13 protein-coding genes and 2 pseudogenes are annotated in these 15613 nt (G+C 59.3%); 9 read left to right on the top strand and 6 right to left on the bottom strand.

Going from position 1 to position 15613, the window contains the following annotated elements; all coding sequences use genetic code 11:
• The 3 genes from FIV02_RS17225 to FIV02_RS17235 are packed head-to-tail and all read right to left on the bottom strand — an operon-like array spanning position 1 to position 3190.
• Positions 1–888 (bottom strand): FHA domain-containing protein, encoded by an 888-nt coding sequence (locus FIV02_RS17225; RefSeq protein ID WP_152489304.1) that lies wholly within the window; start codon positions 886–888, stop codon positions 1–3.
• 15 nt (positions 889–903) lie between these two features.
• Positions 904–2385: a serine/threonine-protein kinase gene (locus FIV02_RS17230; RefSeq protein WP_152489305.1), complete on the bottom strand. Its 1482-nt coding sequence runs from the start codon at positions 2383–2385 to the stop codon at positions 904–906.
• 16 nt (positions 2386–2401) lie between these two features.
• The gene (locus tag FIV02_RS17235; RefSeq protein ID WP_134677149.1) at positions 2402–3190 is read right to left on the bottom strand and encodes a PP2C family serine/threonine-protein phosphatase; all 789 of its coding nucleotides are present in this window, start codon (positions 3188–3190) and stop codon (positions 2402–2404) included.
• A 144-nt stretch (positions 3191–3334) separates the two neighbouring features.
• Here FIV02_RS17235 and FIV02_RS17240 point away from each other — a divergent pair, with 144 nt between their 5' ends.
• The gene (locus FIV02_RS17240; RefSeq protein ID WP_037056131.1) at positions 3335–3745 is read left to right on the top strand and encodes a GNAT family N-acetyltransferase; all 411 of its coding nucleotides are present in this window, start codon (positions 3335–3337) and stop codon (positions 3743–3745) included.
• Between the two features lie 108 nt (positions 3746–3853).
• Positions 3854–4900, top strand: coding sequence for a GGDEF domain-containing protein (locus FIV02_RS17245; protein ID WP_037056129.1), 1047 nt, complete (start codon positions 3854–3856; stop codon positions 4898–4900).
• Positions 4901–4904: 4 nt separating this feature from the next.
• Here the strand turns inward: FIV02_RS17245 and FIV02_RS17250 are convergent, their stop codons facing one another.
• Entirely contained in the window at positions 4905–5231 is a 327-nt protein-coding gene (locus FIV02_RS17250; RefSeq protein WP_134677146.1) for a hypothetical protein, read from the bottom strand.
• Positions 5232–5618: 387 nt separating this feature from the next.
• Between FIV02_RS17250 and FIV02_RS17255 the strand changes: the two genes are divergently transcribed.
• The 7 genes and pseudogenes from FIV02_RS17255 to FIV02_RS17275 all read left to right on the top strand — a co-directional run bounded on the left by FIV02_RS17255 (position 5619) and on the right by FIV02_RS17275 (position 13129).
• A complete protein-coding gene (locus tag FIV02_RS17255) occupies positions 5619–6386 on the top strand; it encodes a hypothetical protein (protein ID WP_152489306.1) in 768 nt (255 codons plus the stop codon).
• Between the two features lie 36 nt (positions 6387–6422).
• A pseudogene (locus tag FIV02_RS25355) lies at positions 6423–6545 on the top strand (IS3 family transposase); the annotation flags it as partial.
• A 229-nt stretch (positions 6546–6774) separates the two neighbouring features.
• Positions 6775–7134, top strand: a complete 360-nt coding sequence (locus tag FIV02_RS17260; protein WP_152489307.1) for a hypothetical protein — start codon at positions 6775–6777, stop codon at positions 7132–7134.
• 112 nt (positions 7135–7246) lie between these two features.
• Positions 7247–11086 (top strand): CHAT domain-containing protein, encoded by a 3840-nt coding sequence (locus tag FIV02_RS17265; protein ID WP_152489308.1) that lies wholly within the window; start codon positions 7247–7249, stop codon positions 11084–11086.
• Positions 11087–11279: 193 nt separating this feature from the next.
• Positions 11280–11924 carry a hypothetical protein gene (locus FIV02_RS17270; RefSeq protein ID WP_152489309.1) on the top strand — a complete coding sequence of 215 codons (645 nt, stop codon included), beginning with the start codon at positions 11280–11282 and terminating at the stop codon, positions 11922–11924.
• Positions 11925–12007: 83 nt separating this feature from the next.
• Positions 12008–12061, top strand: a pseudogene (locus tag FIV02_RS25045) (hypothetical protein); the annotation flags it as partial.
• Positions 12062–12196: 135 nt separating this feature from the next.
• The gene (locus FIV02_RS17275; protein WP_256663136.1) at positions 12197–13129 is read left to right on the top strand and encodes an ImmA/IrrE family metallo-endopeptidase; all 933 of its coding nucleotides are present in this window, start codon (positions 12197–12199) and stop codon (positions 13127–13129) included.
• A gap of 66 nt (positions 13130–13195) precedes the next feature.
• On the opposite strand, the gene FIV02_RS17280 is transcribed toward FIV02_RS17275, so the two are convergent.
• Positions 13196–15088, bottom strand: coding sequence for a relaxase/mobilization nuclease domain-containing protein (locus FIV02_RS17280; protein ID WP_152489311.1), 1893 nt, complete (start codon positions 15086–15088; stop codon positions 13196–13198).
• Positions 15085–15387 carry a hypothetical protein gene (locus tag FIV02_RS25360; protein ID WP_371923180.1) on the bottom strand — a complete coding sequence of 101 codons (303 nt, stop codon included), beginning with the start codon at positions 15385–15387 and terminating at the stop codon, positions 15085–15087. The genes FIV02_RS17280 and FIV02_RS25360 overlap by 4 nt, the downstream gene beginning before the upstream one ends.
• Between the last annotated feature and the right edge of the window lie 226 nt (positions 15388–15613).

Below are 15613 nucleotides of genomic sequence, written 5' to 3' on the forward strand. Positions count from 1 at the left end.
CTAGCCGAGCAGACTCATCGACAGCGCGCCAAGGACCAGGCCGAGCACCAGCATCAGCGCGCCGCCCAGCCACAGCCGAGCGCTGCCGGGCGCAGCAGGCGTGGCCTCGGCAACGGCCTTTGCCTGGGCGGCGGCGCGCAGGGGATTGGCCGCTGCGGGTGCCGCGCCCGGCTGGCGGCGCGCGGCCTGCGTGGCCGTGCCAGCACCCTTGCCCGCCAGTGCCTTGGGCAGGTCGGCGACGCGCATGAACTGGGTGGCGTCCTCGTCGGGCTCCTCGCTGACGTCGACCTTGGGGCCGATCACCAGCAACGTCACCGAGCCCATCTTCAGCTGGTCCCCCGGTTGCAGCATGGCGGTCCTGACCTTCTGCTGGTTGACCAGCACACCGTTGGCCGAGGCCAGGTCCTTGATCTCCAGCACGTCGTCCTTGAGGAAGAACTCGCAGTGCCGGCGTGACAGTTCCAGGTCGCTGAAGCACAACTCGCACTTGCTCGAACGGCCGAAGGTCATCGAGCCGTGGATGTGGAACTTGCGCCCCTGGTGCTCGCCCTGGATGACCTGGAGAAACCAGCGCGGCGCCGGAGCATCCGTCCTGACGTTCGCCTTGGCGGGGTCGACCAGCTGCAGCTCCACGCTGCCCAGGCGCAGGCGATCGCCGTCACGCAGCTGAAAACGGCTGCCGATGCGCTGCTCGTTGACCCAGGTGGCCCCCTGGCTGGCATCGCTCAGGTAGTAGTAGCCCTGGTGCTGGCGAATCTCGGCATGAAAGCTGGTGATGCCCGCATCGCCCAGCACCAGCTGGTTGCGGCTGTCCTGGCCGATGGTCAGGCGCTCGTCGCTCAACCAGACCGGCGCTTGGCGGTTATCCAGGAACTGCAGTCTGAGCATCGTCAATGCCTCGGTTCAGTCGAAAAGGTTGTTCAGCAGGCGCTTGATCGGGTTCTGCGAGGAACGCTGCGCCGGTCGTGCAGCCGGTTGCGTGGCCTGGCGCACACGCTCCTGATGGCCGTCGTACAGCGCCAGCAGCCGCTCGTTGTCGGGTTCGGCCTCGAGCCCCTGCTTGATCTGCTCCAGGGCCAGGTTGTACTCGCGCCGCGCGTAGGCCGCCTCGGTCTGATCGATGAAGCGCTGCGCCACGCGGTTGATCCCGGCCAGCGCCAGCAGGTTGTCCGGTTCCCAGCCCAGTACCTGGCGGAAGTAGTGCACCGCGCTGTCGTCCTCGGGCAGGATCAGCAGGCCCTCGGCCAGGCGCTCCTCGGCCAGTTGCAGATAGCCCTGGATGCGCGCCTGCAGCACGCGCTGCAAGCCATCGCTGGCCTGGGCGTTGTCGGCATCCAGCAGCAGCGCCTGGCGGAAGTAGTAGTCGGCGTTGTCCTGCGCCGGGGTCAGCAGCTGCCCGCCGGCCAGACGCGCCTCGCCCAGCACGAGCAAGCCGGCGATGCGCTGCTGCAGTTGCCAGTAGTAGCCACCGGCGCCCGCCCCCGCCAGCAGCAGCACGCCCAGTAGCGCCCAGGGCAACCAGCGCCGGCGGGCCTGGCGTGGCGGCGCCTTGACTGCCGGCGTCATGCGCGTCAGTTCCTGCTCGGCATCCTGCAGCTCATCCAGGCTGGCCAGCAGCACGTGGCAGTCGGCGAAGCGTTCGTCCGGCGCCTTGGCCAGCATGCGTTCGAGCAGCCACTGCAGCTCGCGCAACGGCTCGGGCAGTTGCGGTGGCTCCAGCTGCAGCTGGTTCATCAGTGTCTGGGTGTAGTTCTCGCCACGGAAGGGGTTATGCCCGGTGAGCATCTCCAGCAGGATCACGCCCAGGCTGTAGATGTCGCTGCGCGCATCCAGCGCCTGGCACTGCGCCTGCTCCGGGCTACTGTAGGCCGGGCTGCCGACGGCGATCCCCGACTGGGTCAGGTCGCTGTCGAGTTGCAGCGCCTTGGCCACACCAAAATCGGTGAGCACCGCCGTGCCGTCGTCGCGGAACAGGATGTTGCCGGGCTTGATGTCGCGGTGTACCAGCCCCTTGTCGTGCACCACGACCAGGGCGCTGGCGATCTGCCGGACGATGCCCAAGGCCCGCGCGGGCTCCAGGCGCTGCCCCTTGTACTGGGCCAGGTCGCCACCGGCCAGGTACTCCATGGCGAGGAAGTGGCGGCCATCGGCCAGCTGGTCGATGCGGTAGATGGTGATGATCGACGGATGCTGCAAGGAGGCGACGATGTGGCCTTCCTTGATGAAACGCTGGGTGAATTCCTCATCCTCGCGATGCAGCAGCACCTTCAGCGCCACCTGGCGCTGCAGCGCCTCTTCGGTGGCCAGGTAGACCTCCGCCATGCCTCCCTTGCCCAGGCGACCATGAATGCTGTAACCGGGTACGTTGATCGAAGGCTGGTTCATACGACTCGACTGGCACTCAGGATTGACGGAATTTGAACAGTTTGCTCAGCAGGCTGCGCGCCGGCGCCTCGCAGGGCGAGGCAGGCGCAGCGAGGCCGAGGACGATGCAGCTGATATTGTCTCTACCGCCATGGCCATTTGCCAGCCCCAGCAACTGTTCGACCATCGCCTCCAGGGTGGCCGACTCGGCGCAGCAGTGCTGGATGGCCGGGTCATCCAGCTCGCAGGTCAGGCCATCGCTGCACAGCAGCAACAGTTCATCGGCCGCCAGGTGACCATGCAGCAGGCCGACGTCGAGCACCGGTTCACCCTGGCCGAGGCATTGCAGGATCAGGTTGCGCCGTGGATGCTCGCGCGCCTCCTCGACGCTCAGCTGGCCGGCGTCGATCATCACCTGCACCCAGCTGTGATCGTGGCTGAGCTGCTCGATGCGGTCAGCGGCGATGCGATAGGCGCGGCTGTCGCCGATCCAGGCCAGCTCGAAGGCATCGCCCTGCATGCGGACCGCCACCAGGGTGCTGCCCATGTCCGCCGCGCCATCGCTGGACGCGGCGGCAGCCAGCACGGCCTGGTGGGCAGCCTGCACCGCCGCCTCCAGTGTCTGCCCCTGCTCCAAGGCGGCGATCAGCCCATCGAGCGCCCTGGCGCTGGCCACCTCGCCACTGGCGTGCCCGCCCATGCCATCGGCAACGGCCCAGAGGCCAAGTTCAGGCCGACAGGCCAGCGCATCTTCGTTGTGCGTACGCACCCGTCCGGCCGAACTCTGTGCGGCGAACACGATGGTAGGGGGCGACGGTCGGGACACGCGGAGAATCCTTGAGCGATGGACGAGCGCGCTCATGATGCGGTGCTGCCGGTGAGCTGTCACGAACCGACAGGGCGCAAATGCGCAGTCGTTAACCAAAATCTGCGGTTAAATGGCAGGCCCTGTCCTCACCCGTGCCGGTCGATGTCCACCCCCCACTACCGTTGCCTGCCCTCCGAGCTGCAGCCGCTGCTCAACAAGTTCTATCGCAGCCATCGCTCGCCCATGCGCGGCCAGGCAGGCGATGAGGTGTGGGTCGCCCAGAGCAGTGGGGACATCGTCGCGGCCCTCAGCCTGCGCCCGGTCAGCGCCGGACAGTGGCTGACCGGCCTGTTCGTCGCGCCCGCGCTGCGGCGTCAGGGCGTGGCCGGCGAACTGCTGCGCGCCTGTCTGGCGCAGCATCCCGAAGCCATCTGGCTGTTCTGCCATCCGCAGCTACGCTGCTTCTATCAGCGCCAGGGATTCGTCGACTGCGACCCGCTGCCGGCCGAACTAGCCGAACGGCTGGCCCGCTATCGACGCAACAAGCCGTTAGTATCGCTGCGCGCTCACTGAGCCACCTTTCGCCGAGGGCAGGAATACTGGCACTTTGCTCAGGAATGCCCCTTGCCATGAGCGGTCGAAGCTCTGCATGCTTGGTCCACAACAATGAAAAGAAACGCTATGGCTACCCAGACCGCTCGCCTGCTGAAGCGCCTGCGCAATGATTTTCAGCTTTCGATCATCACCCTGATGGGGCTGTTCGGCATCATCGGCATCTCCCCGTATGCCGTCTATCGCCTGCTGCACGGCAACTACCTGGTCGGCATCGCGGACACGGTCATCGTCCTGTCCACCCTCTTCGCCGTGCTCTACGCCTGGGCCACGCGGGACACGGTCAAGCCCGGCATCTACCTGGCGGGCGTGTTCTCCCTCGGCGCCACGCTGATCGCCATCAACCTGGGGGTCAACGGCCTGTTCTGGATCTACCCGCTGATTCTCTTCAACTTCTTCATGGTCACGCCCGGCAAGGCGCTGCTGGCGACCAGCGTGGTGCTGGTCAGCCTGGTCACTTACGCATTGCTGGTGCCTGGCAGCGTGTTCGAGAGTCACTACCAGATGATCTCGTTCCTGGTCACCTGCATGATGGCCAGCGTGCTCAGCTTCATCTTCGCCTTCCGCACCCGCAATCAGCGCGACCGCCTGCAGCTGCTGGCCATCCACGACCCGCTGACCGGCGCGCGCAACCGGCGCGCCATGAACGAAGAGCTGAAGATCGCCATGGCCAGCCATCGCCGCCACAGCGACAGCTACGGCCTGCTGGTGATGGACCTGGACCACTTCAAGCAGATCAACGACCGCTTCGGCCATCACGTGGGCGATCAGGTACTGGTGGCCTTCGTCGAGCTGATCAAGCGCTGCTCGCGCAAGGAGGACCGCCTGTTCCGCTTCGGTGGCGAGGAATTCCTCCTGCTGCTGCCCAACACCGGCCTCGAAGGCCTGCATACGGCCGCGCAGAACCTGCTGCGCAGCGTGCAGCAGGAGCTGGAAAGCCCCGGTGGCGGTGTGACGGTGTCCATCGGCGGGGCCATCCTGCACAGCGGCGAGCATTGGGAAAGCTGGCTACAGCGCGCCGACGAATGCCTGTACCGGGCCAAGAGCGAGGGGCGCAACCGCGCAGTGATCGCCGACGCGCCGGGCCACCCCGACAAGCTCGCCGCCAACCGCTGATGCGTCAGCGGCTACGCTGCTGCTGATAGCTGCCACTGCCTGGCTGACGCTCGATGATCAGCCCACCGGGGTACTCGGTGCTCTGCCGAATGCCGCCGCGCGTCTCGCTGGACTGGCTGCCGTAGCGGCTCTCCTGCCTCACGCTGCCCTGCGGCAGGCGCTGCCCGCCATAGAGATTGTGCTGCTCGTAGCGCACCGAGCCGGAAACGCTGCCACTGGCGCCCGGGCTGATGTAGCTCTTGGGGATGACGCGAATGGTCTGCGGCTCGTCGGCCAGCACAACACCGGCGCAGGCCGCAGCCAGGATCAGGACGAGCGAACGTGCGAACATGAGCAACTCCCATCAGGGCAGGCCCGGCGCCAGGCCGGCAACCCGCAAGCCATCGTCACAGCTGCTTGGACAGCAACGCCAGGGATTTTGCAGCGCCACAACGAAAAAGGGTTGGCCGAAGCCAACCCTTTGCTGGAAATGGTGCCGGAGATAGGAATCGAACGTCAATCAGCTATAGCCCGTACAACCTAAAGCCCTCCTATTTCAAAACTAAAAAAGGCACTCGAAAAGGCACTCAGCATTAGCTCCGTCCACGCAGCCGCAGAACACTAAGTAGTCCGTTGGCGACACAGCGCGTCAACCCTAGCTCACTGATATTCTGATCTGGAAGCGTACCTCGGCCACTAAGTAAACTGTGGCGCTCTGACCGCTGACTCAGAGTTACCCGTGGAAGATAATCGCGCAATCGAGCTATTCACCGCGTTCCGTCGCAACTACCGGGAGGCGCTGGTAACTAGCATCGTGCAGCCTCCTGAGCTGTGCAGCGAGCACAGCATGCCCGCCTACCCTGCCGGCTTTTTCTATCAGGCCGCGACAGACTACCTTCGCGAAATATCAAACAGCGCGAACCAGTTCCGCAGCTGGATCAATATTTTGGCTGCCTGGGAACCTGTCTACAACGACTGCAACCTCGACGACCAGTTCGACCTGCTGCTACACCACATCACGCCAGTTTCAACCCTTGCCCTGAGTGCCCCACAGGCCTTACGTGGGAGAATGATGTTCGCGGCATCGACGGGAAGCAGCATTGCCAATCACCACTTCAACCGCGATGACCCGCAATTGCAATGGAATCATGACCGCCACCTCACGATGACCATCGCATCTCGGATCGGACAGCCATGGACCGGTTGGCAACGACTGGCAGCATTGCTGGGTACAATAAACCCGGAAGAATGGGCGATGCGAACAAGTGACTTCCGCAACCAGCGAGAGCATGGCCACCCACGCAACATCGGCATGGGGATTATCACGAAAATTGCAGTTCGTGACACCGATCTCGGCAGAGAGATTGGCTTTGGGACGCAAGCCCCTATCCCGATTCGCACCGTAATCGAGTGCAGCGTGGAAAGGCATGCAGCAGTTATAGAAGCCTATGGAGCTCTCGCCGACCTTCTGCTTGAGCAGTTCCAAGCACTACTCGATAGCGCCTAGCTCACCAGACTGAATTTCGGAGTCAGTAGCCATGTACGTCCGGGGAACTGCTGGGACAACGCCGCGATGGAGAGGTTCTCTCGTTCGCTGAAGACCGAGCGGCCGTACCTGACGCGCTATGCCCGCTACCACGAGGCGAAAACAGACCTGCTCGACTACACCGCTTTTACAATCACAGCCGTCGCCACTCGATGTTGGGCTACATCAATCCGATGGAGTTTGAGCGGAGAAATTCGAGCAGTAGCTCTTAACTGCCTGCCCACCAGCTCCAGGGCAGGCCAGATTGCCATGAAGCGCGAAGCCAGGCGGCTCTATGTGCTCGTCGCTCCGACTTGCACTGACCATAGGCCGGCCGTAGCCTGAGGTCTTTCCCTATCGAGACACCCCCATGTCTAACCCTGTCAGCATCCAACTCACCGTCCACGCCGACACAAATGCAGACCTCAACGAGCTGCTCAAGCTCGCCCTACACAACATCGCCAAGCTCCGCTCTGAGAACTGGCATGTGCCTGTTGGGGCGGTAGTGAGCTGCAAAATGGAAGGCGGCCTTGGCTCTTACGAGGTGGCGTTTTCTAACGGCTCTCCGGCCCTGGTTGAGCTGCACCGGGAGTTGCTCGACAGTGGGTACCAATGTCATAGCATGCTGAGCTGCGACAGCTATGGGGTCTACTTGGCTGAGGGTAAGCCTGACAAGAAGCTGGTCTTCACTCCGCCGAGCATCGAAGATCACGACAGCTCGCGCCTATGAAGGGGCGCTGACCTAAAGCGACAGATGCACTCTGTGATAGCAGTTCGACCCTACTAATGAGAGACACTTACCGAATCAGTTGGCCGTCGCAAGACTTGGCTAGGGAGCGGCAATGAGCGATACGGAGAATGGGCAGACTTTAGATATCGAAGGATTTGATCCTCGCGAATGGCTCGCGCAAGGGGTCGCTTTTGGGACAGCAGACCTAATCCAGGGAGGCTCGTTTGAAGAGGTCATCGGACGAATGGTGGTCTCATTACTTCTGTATATGAGAGATCCGGAAGGTAAAAATCCGTTCGCTGGAGTTGTCGTCGCGCTGCCACCCGCCTCGACAACAACCTTAACAGCTGAAAGCGTCCATGAAGCGTTGGCATCGGGGTTCCTTGCTATGACAGGTAAATCTCCGAACGACAGGCAGTTAGAGTTTCTCCAGCGCAAGACGCGCGTAGTAACGAGCCCAACCCTTGAGATAACTGACCTTGATGCCACCATCGCGGCGCAAGGGCAGCACAAACTTGTGGCGATTGCTGAGGCCAGCCTCTACCGAGACGAAAACCTTGAGGAGCCCGCAGCATTCGGAGTATCGGCGGTTCGTACATCCGAGGACTTATGGTCACCGCATGTGGCCCGCCTCTGCCAACTTGCCGTCTCTACAGTTCAGGCAACCATGGGTTATGCGGTTGTTCACGTCAACGAGACTCCGGCGAAGCAGGCACGCAATGTGGATCTGCTGACCGGCGTCGACAGCTGCTATGTGATGGCGCTGATTAGCGAACCAGATGCCAAAGATAAGGTGGAACAAAATGCGCAGCGTTGGGTATCGCTCGTACTCCGAGGAGACGTCGCGGCGGTAGTGGCAGAGATAGAGGAAATGCAGCTACCCGAGATCAATCGACTGCATCTTTTAGCGCAGTTGTTTTCTAGGACAGGAAAGACCGACGAAACGCTTAATGCCCTCACCCTTCTTACCTCGCACTCTTCGTCGATGGATCCGGCCAACTCAATCCAGGCTTCATGGCTAGCACATAAGGCTGGAGACAACTCTCTCGCACTCGCATTACTACCGAAAGATCCGACTGTTGCGCGCAACGTGATGTGGATCGAGCAAGGACTTGAGCTTGTAACCCTTCTGCAGGAAAACTCACTGATTGAGCGTTACGATGAACGGCTGGCACAGCTTTGCCCGAGCTCGCTACGCCTGAGAGAGAATCGTGATCGTCGTCTATTAATGAATTGCCAAGATGCGACACCTGATTCGCAAGGCGCGCTCACTACGGCGGGATTCACTGATAGGCACTTGAAGATACTGGATGGAGTGCTATCACCGCAGCAGGATTACGGCCTCGTGATTGAGAGCGCGCAAAATTGGAGTAACGAGTGGTTCGAGCTGGCCGTGATTTGCTGTGCTATGCATGCCTGGCATTCAGGGCAGTACAGAGATGCGGCTGACGCCGCTAGCCAGATCACGAAATCCGAAACATACGGAAGACAGGCGACCCAGCTTACGCTGTCGTCAGTGCGAGCAATGATGCTGAGGGAAGAACTCGGCCGAGATGATGGCGAGTACTACCGGGAGCGGCTGCAGTCTGTATTCCGTTATCTTGCCCGGCACCCTGAAGACAGCTCAATCCGTACAGGAATTTCTCGACTGCTATCTGTGGAGTCGTGCGGTGACATCGGCGTGCCAATTGCTGCCTTCATCATGCTTGATCTTACGAGTGAGGGTGTGCGTCTTGCCAACCTACGTAACGACACTACTGAGGGCGAGCGGCAGGGAGACCGGGCTGACGGGCTCGCCCCCACTGAAGACGCTATCAAGGCTGTGGTAGCGCAGTGCCTCAAATGGCTTAGTGATCAGGGGGCAGGGGAACATGGGGTAACCATCCTACCCAAAGAACTGGCAGCCCACCCCGATCACACCATTCGCCTCGTGACTCGATTAATTTTGATGAGCGCGCCAAAAGGTGAGGATGTTGACATCGACTTCCTGGAGACTCTTGTGCTTTTGGTGTGTGCCATGGCACCGCACGCTACCGCCGAACGCAACACAGATCTTCGAGTACTGCGGCTTCTAGCTGGCCAATGCGCCACGGTGGGACAGTATCAGCGTGCTCGGAACCTAACCGAACAAAGTCTGTTAATCGGACAGGGAGACGCAGGGCGTGCTCGCTTAGCTTGGCATGCTTTCGCAGACACCTACCATCGCTGCCGGAATCTAACCGAAGCTCTGGTTGGACTTGTGTCCGCAATGGCAACGGACGCTCCAGTGGAGAAGCCTGATCTTTGGAATGAGATTCATACCGCAATTCGTATTCTGCGAGATTTGGGTCTTTTCGACCTCGCGAACGATTTCCTACCAATCCTGAAGCAACTGACTGCGGACCTAGGCCACGATGCGGACAATGACGCCCGCATTGTAGCCTTAGATCTGAGCTTGCGATTAATGAAAGTCGAGAACGACTCACCAGAGATCGGGGCGATCGTAGAGGAACTAAGCAGCAGCTTTAAGAGCGCAGTGCATGACCGCAGCTTTCTTTTCCCTCTCGTAGTTTTAATGGGACAGGCTATTCAGAGGGCAGATGCCGGAAATGTGGAGGTCAGTGAGCAAGCACGCGAACAGCTACGTATAGGCCTTGGGCTAGTGGGAGAGCAAGCCGCCCATCTGGTGCAAACGCTTTCCACAGCTGCTCCATCGGCATCCGATGTCGCAGAAATGTTCAACCGCGTTCAGAAAGGTTTGTACGCCAGTGACGCTCCTGGTGACTTCGCATTCGTGGGCGTTGCTGCACGCCGGCTTCTAGATGACCCAGCTGGGAATATAGCTTCTGAGGAGAGCAAGGCATTCGGAGTCGAACTGCTAGCCGACCACGCGATTAGCTTGCCTGAAACGCCCCCGGAACTGGAATGTGGCTGGCCTGTTCGCTATTCACAGTTCTTGAACAAGGCAGGATTGGACGTTGCATTTATCGGAGTGGATCGGAGTGGCGAGCTGGTCGTGACATACGTGTCGAACGGCGAAACTCGATGCATCGAGCAGCCTACACATCCTCAACCGTTTAAGCTGCGGCTACTCGCATGGCTACAGAAATACCCGTGGAGCTACGGTTACATCGATTCTGCCGAAGGCTCCAACGAGTTTTACACCACCATGGAAGCACTGGATGTACGCCTTCCCTCATCGAATGCATTGCTTGTGATAGCAGAGCCGCTACTGCAGCAGATGACCTATAACCTGAGCATCGCCGAACCGAGCGAAGCTGGCGGTTTCAGCCAGTTTCACGGTGTTGCATCTGCAATAGGGATGGCGCCATCGCTTACGTGGTTCTCGATGATCCGAAATCAAGCACGCAGCGGTCAGACCGCATACAAAGCCTGGATATCTGCTGAAGATGGCCCAGAGCTAGGAGGCCCATTAGACCTGGCACTTGACCGGCTGAGAAGTACTTTTGATGACTTCGAATTTACGGTGGATACGAGTAGGAAATTACCACACGGCATGTTTGATGCCGGCCTAGCGGTGGTGACAGCTCATGGAGGATTGACCGCTGGTGGACGCTATATTCATAGCATTAGGGACGAAGACAGCCTGTTCGAGTCACCTTCCGCACTTGCGTCAACTCTCGCAGGCATTGAGGTTGTCATCCTCTTTGTCTGTAGCGGAGGACGAATCGACAAACATCCACTCGACAATACAGTTGTCGGTCTTCCAAAACTGCTTCTGGATAAAGGGTGCCGAGTAGTAATTGCATCACCCTGGCCGTTAGATGTGAAAGTAACGTACCGCTGGCTGGAGCCCTTCCTGCGGGAGTGGGAGGCTGGCACGACAGTACTTCAGGCAACGAAGAAGGCCAACGAGGCGGTGGCACAGGCCTTAGGCGATGCACCTCAATACTCGTTAGCCATGACGGTTTACGGCGACGTATTGCTAACCAAGCGAGAGAATGAAAATTGACGCTCGTGACAGGCAGTCGGTCTGGCCAGAGGAGACAGGAAAACTCAGCGCAACGCTCTCACTGCCTGGCTTGGGCTGGGCTGGGCTGGGCTGGCAAACCCTTATTTAAATATCAATGAAAGACACCAGAAAACTATTCACACGAAATTTTTTAAGGGTATAATCCATATAAACGAAACTTAGGCACCCCTCTATGATAGACATTCGCAAGGCCTCAATCGGCGATTTGTTGCGCCATAACATTCCGAGAAACCTTGTCATGGGGGTTGAGGATGCTTTTGACGCAGGCGCACTTCACGCTCACCTGGTTACGAAGGAAATGGACGACAGTCACCGTAAGAATGCCTTGGGGCAGATGCGGGCTTTTCATATGAATGAGAGGTTCTACGACCTCCTACAAGCCGCTGAAGCAGTGCACACTCCACTACGAGGCAACAGTGTTGTAGTAGGCAGAGCAGGTATCTTCAAGTTTAGTCGCCTCAACATGTCATCTACCAACTGGAACAACTGCAGGCGTAGCGTTATCCGTCGTGAGCTTGCAGAAGTGAACAAGGTATTGGCTCAGTTGGTTCAGCCGTCTCTGTTTGCTCCGGAACCCATCACCACCGGCACCTTTTTCTTCGTAGCCTGCTTCAGTGGCTCGCTTAAGAACCAGCCCGAGAGGCCATTGGAGATTCATATTGCCGTTCCAGCCGCCGAAATGGATGGCTGGCTGTTTCGTGAACCTCTTCATCGGTTTCTAGCTCGCTACGAAGAAGCGCCGCTGCAGCAGGCGGACTTGGCGAAACCGAGGCTCAAAACGGGTCTTATCGAAACGGGACAAATCACAGCATCATGAGTCGTGGAATTATAGGGTTCGAGCCGGGACGGCTGTTACAGGCACTCGCGGCCCGTGGCCTCTCTCAGGTCTCCTTAGCTAGCATGGTGGGCGTATCGCCTGCCACAGTTAGTAAGTGGAAAAACGGCCAGCAATCCCCTGAAGCCGAAGCACTCATAAACCTTTCCAAAGTCATCAATGTGACACCTGAGTGGTTCACTCGGCCTTTGCCAGAAAAGTGCTCCCTCCCTCTATTCCGTAGTAATGCGTCAGCGCACGCCAACGCTCGCACGATGTTGGAAGCACGACTCGAATGGGCTCAGGACATCGCCCTGGCCCTGAGCGAGTTTGTGGATTTTCCGGAGGTAAATCTGCCAAAGCGATCTTTCACGGATCCTGAGCAAATCACCAATGGCGATATCGAGGATGCAGCTGACGAATGTCGAGAACTTTGGGGCCTTGGACGTCGCGCAATACCTGATCTCGCCTTAGCAGTTGAAGGTGCGGGAGTGATCTTGGTGCGGGAAGAAACTGGCGTGGCAAGCATCGAAGGTTTGTCGGCATGGAGCCAAGCATTGAACCGCCCTCTCGTTTTACTCTCAGCTGACAAGCAAAATGGCTTTCGCAGCCGCTTCGATCTGGCCCATGAATTGGGCCATCTGATTCTGCACAAGGGTATTGATCGCTCAACTGATCCTGCTCGACACAAGCTCATGGAAGACCAAGCCCACCGATTTGCAGGGGCATTTTTGCTTCCAGCTGAAACGTTCGCCGCAGAAGTGAAAAGCCCTGTCACCCTCGATAGCCTTCTGCTTCTTAAGCAGCGCTGGGGAGTATCTGTGGCAGCTATGGTGATGCGCCTGTGGGCACTGAAAGTTATTGATAGCGATACCAAAGGGGTGCTCTTCAAGCGTCGCTCAACACGCTGGGGGGTAAAAGCGGAACCTGGAGACGATGATCGTGCGCCGGAGCAAGCACGCTTGCTTAAGCGAACGATCGAACTGCTTGCCTCTTCGGGGGTCATGCCGGTGGACGCGGTGAGCGCCTACATCGGTCTTGCAGCCAATGACATCGAAGCGCTGACTGGTTTGCCTGAGCACTACCTTAGCGGGGGGGCGGCTGTCACTCATCTGGCCAAGCTGAAGAATCTTAAGAAGTCAGTTAGCTCCGTTTCGAAGCCCTTGAACGAGCCTGGGGTTGTTTTACCCTTCGATCGTAGTCGCTAACGCGCTACATCTGCCGCCGCCAGGGGTATCAGAACGACATAGAGGCACGGTCTAGGCTTTACCTGTCTAGCTCAATAAGTGCCTCCTTTGCTGATGGTCTGCTGCTAGATCTAACTCAACCAGCAGACGATCCCTGACTAATGCAAATTCCGCCTGCATTTTCCCATCGTCATTGGCAATCGTCAGCCCAGCCCGCGCAACAATCACCATTGCGCGTTCTCGGAACTCATCACTGCCAGTGAGGGTAACACCACGCTCAGCCACCTCCGGCCGGGAGGCCAGAAGAATCGACAGGCCGTCCTCGATGTCTGCTGAAACCTCGCTGTGAACATGCACTCGCTCGCCGTCATCGACGATGACCGTGGAGCCGCTTCTTTGATACTCAACCCCCTGATCTGTGCTCGTAGCATGCAATCCGGGCAGTTGTACGATGAACAGCTGCACCTGGATACCCACGACCAAAAGTGCCGGCGCGCCGGCACGCGGAATACGCGGCACTAAGTCGCTATCGACGGCGTTGGGGTCTAGCCGCGACAGCTGCAAAGGCGTGCGCCGCCTCGCTGCATAAAGACGTTCTGCCGCGTCCAGGGCTTCGCGGCACTTGCGCCGATCCTCCTCCAACTCGCGCCGCCTGCGCTGGGCAAACTCCCGCTCTATGCGGCGTCGATCTGCCCCGCTATCGGCGGATAGTAGGGCTCGCTCGAACTCGGCCTGGATCGTGGTCAGGCGATTGGTCTGGCGTACCTCTCCAGTTACGGTGACGCGCGCGCGCGTGTCCCTCCGCGCCTGTTGAATCGTCGTGCTGGCCACGGAGGGCGTGACCGCCGCACCGCCTGGCTTGTATTTGCTCGGTGCTACGCCCGCGAGCGTGCGCAGCGCCTGCATTGCACCTGGTGCTCGCAGTTGCTGCCATGGGCCCAAAAGCGACTCCAAGCGTGGGGCAGAGAGCCCCCCGAAACTAGCCTTCGCATTCACCTCTGACCCGCTCAGATTCGTGATCACCAGCCCCGCCCCATGACGGCGCAGGCCAATCCCGAGTCGCGCTGCTAGCAGACGATGTAGCGCGTTCCAATCTCGCGAATCGTTCAGCGCCTGCTCGATCTCATGGCGTGATTCGCGCACGTATCGCTCGAACGATGGTTTGAGGTTCCTCGACTCAAAGGTGGCGGCCTGCGCACTCAGCTGCGCTCGCTGGAATCGCTTATCGACGACGGTCTTTGCACCATCAATTTCAACCACAACTGCATTGCCATTGTCGTGACTAAATCCCATCTCTATCTCGACCTGCCTGGTAGCTCGGTGTAGAGCGTCGAGCCAGCGCGTGGCCGACCACACACGATCGTAGGCCGGGCGATAGCGCGACAGAATAGCGTGGACATGCACATTGTCAGTATCGCGGTGAACAGCCAGTACACGTGGGCAATCAAGTGGAACACCGGACAGCGTCAATAAGTGATTAGCCGAGTACAGTAACTGCTCGTCTGTCGGTTGCTCATGCGCTGGCCAGCTCACGACGAGATGATCAATCGGGTGGCCGCCACGCTTCGTCGAGGCTGCAAATCGTGCCATCTCTCGGTCGGCACTCTGGGGGGAGGTTACCCCTGCAAAAAAACAGTCGCCCGTCGACCACCCGGCAATTCCGCCTATATCGCTCCAGGTGGCTCCAGTCACCCTGCTCTCGCGCACAGCGTAGCGCGCTAGTGCAGTGGCACGTCCGGTGGACGCGGCCATACCGCTTATTAGGCGCTCACGCATTTCTTCAAGCGCAGCAATATGCCGTAGAGTGAGCATGACCTCGCCGCCATCGCTGGCGGTGAGAGATTCGGCGTGACGTTTCAGCGCGGCGATCTCATTTGCAAGAAATCCGGCCTCGCCCGCCTTTGAGGTCGCGTAGCTAACAGCCGATTTTGCGCGCGTAGGCGTTGGTGCATGCTTCGGCTTGATGCGCTTGACGATCATTCGATTGCACCTGACTCGGCTAGCCGCATCAGGCTCGCAAGGTCTTCGGCAATCCTGTCTAGATTCAGTGATTTCCCGCCGAGACGTGCGTTCTCCAGCAGTAGCGCATTGAGCCTCTGTAGCTCGATAACGAGCTGCGAGCCTCGCTGCTCTCGACGCTGAAGGGCGGCCATACGTAGATACGTGCCTACAGAAACTCCGCGTGCCGACGCCTTGCGAGCAATAAAGCCCCGCTCGGCGTCATTAACGCGTGTTTTTAGGATCGTGGTTCGTGCTGCAAACTCTGCGGCTGACACCATCGACACCCCCAAAAGTTAATACCTATGTTTGAACTCTAGTTCAAACTAATTAGCGTTAATTGCTTTAAGCCAGTGCCCGACAGGGCGCGTGGCGCTTAGGTTTGGGGCCGCGCTTTTGGGCCACGAACCCTTATCCTGTGCAACTTTCAGCCTGACACGATATTGACGAATACTAGACGGGCCGAGGCCGCCATAGCAACAATCGCTGACCGCAAAACAAATAACT

Source organism: Pseudomonas sp. THAF187a, from assembly GCF_009363395.1.
GTDB classification, from domain to species: Bacteria; Pseudomonadota; Gammaproteobacteria; order Pseudomonadales; family Pseudomonadaceae; genus Aquipseudomonas; species Aquipseudomonas khazarica.

What these genes read in the sequence shown, in the direction of transcription:
- FIV02_RS17225 (WP_152489304.1), bottom strand. Translation starts at nt 888, where the DNA reads ATGCTCAGACTGCAGTTCCTGGATAACCGCCAAGCGCCGGTCTGGTTG.
- FIV02_RS17230 (WP_152489305.1), bottom strand. Translation starts at nt 2,385, where the DNA reads ATGAACCAGCCTTCGATCAACGTACCCGGTTACAGCATTCATGGTCGC.
- FIV02_RS17240 (WP_037056131.1), top strand. Translation starts at nt 3,335, where the DNA reads ATGTCCACCCCCCACTACCGTTGCCTGCCCTCCGAGCTGCAGCCGCTG.
- FIV02_RS17245 (WP_037056129.1), top strand. Translation starts at nt 3,854, where the DNA reads ATGGCTACCCAGACCGCTCGCCTGCTGAAGCGCCTGCGCAATGATTTT.
- FIV02_RS17250 (WP_134677146.1), bottom strand. Translation starts at nt 5,231, where the DNA reads ATGTTCGCACGTTCGCTCGTCCTGATCCTGGCTGCGGCCTGCGCCGGT.
- FIV02_RS17260 (WP_152489307.1), top strand. Translation starts at nt 6,775, where the DNA reads ATGTCTAACCCTGTCAGCATCCAACTCACCGTCCACGCCGACACAAAT.
- FIV02_RS17265 (WP_152489308.1), top strand. Translation starts at nt 7,247, where the DNA reads ATGAGCGATACGGAGAATGGGCAGACTTTAGATATCGAAGGATTTGAT.
- FIV02_RS17270 (WP_152489309.1), top strand. Translation starts at nt 11,280, where the DNA reads ATGATAGACATTCGCAAGGCCTCAATCGGCGATTTGTTGCGCCATAAC.
- FIV02_RS17275 (WP_256663136.1), top strand. Translation starts at nt 12,197, where the DNA reads ATGTTGGAAGCACGACTCGAATGGGCTCAGGACATCGCCCTGGCCCTG.
- FIV02_RS17280 (WP_152489311.1), bottom strand. Translation starts at nt 15,088, where the DNA reads ATGATCGTCAAGCGCATCAAGCCGAAGCATGCACCAACGCCTACGCGC.
- FIV02_RS25360 (WP_371923180.1), bottom strand. Translation starts at nt 15,387, where the DNA reads ATGGTGTCAGCCGCAGAGTTTGCAGCACGAACCACGATCCTAAAAACA.